General features: G+C 65.2%; 1 pseudogene. It reads right to left on the bottom strand.

The features are described from left to right. Positions 1-61 precede the first annotated feature (61 nt). Positions 62-573: pseudogene (locus tag IE243_RS22975) on the bottom strand (transposase); the annotation flags it as partial. Positions 574-759: the final 186 nt, after the last annotated feature.

Raw genomic sequence — 759 nt, 5'->3', positions numbered from 1 at the left:
ATCACGTCCGCGCTCCCAACAAAACCCTGCATGAGTCAGGGGCAGAAGGCCTTGGTATGAGGTTCACGCTCCAGCCGGCCGACCGCAGCAGCGCCGCGATCCGCCGGTAGCCGTAGCGGCCATACTGGACAGCGAGCGCCACGATATCGGCAGTCAGCGCCGCTTCATCGTCCGGCCGCGTCGGGATCTTCCGCTGCGTCGAGCGGTGCTGGCCGAGCACGAGGCAGGCTCGGCGCTCCGTCACGCCAAGCTTGCTCACCACACGATCCACGCAGACGCGGCGACGGGCGGGGCTGATCAGTTTCCCCTGGCCGCCTCCGCCAGGATCATCTTGTCCAGCGTCAGGTCCGACACCGCGCGCCGCAGCCGGGCGTTCTCGGCTTCGAGCTCCTTCAGGCGCTTCACCTGATCGCCCTTCAGCTCGCCATACTCAGTGCGCCAGCGATAGAACGTGACCTCCGTCACGCCGATCGAACGGATCGCTTCCGCGACCGGACGCCCCTGCGCCGTCAGCACTTCAACCTGCCGCAACTTCGCGACGATCTCTTCAGGTGCGTGCCTCTTCCTCGGCATCATTCAGTCCTCCAAATGGCCAAAAGCCATACCTCAGGGAGGACCACTTCTCAGGGGGCAGACCACGACCGCTTGCCGGTACTTTTCGGCGATTTCGCCGGCGTTCGGCTTGGGGAGAAGCCGGATAGACCCGGCGCCGGCAGTTGATGCAAGGCAAACAGACAGAGCCATCGGTATGGCGTCGGC

Source organism: Camelimonas fluminis (assembly GCF_014656355.1).
Classification (GTDB): Bacteria; Pseudomonadota; Alphaproteobacteria; order Rhizobiales; family Beijerinckiaceae; genus Camelimonas; species Camelimonas fluminis.
The sequence above is the reverse complement of the archived record's forward strand: the minus strand, read 5'-3'. Positions and strand labels throughout refer to the sequence as shown.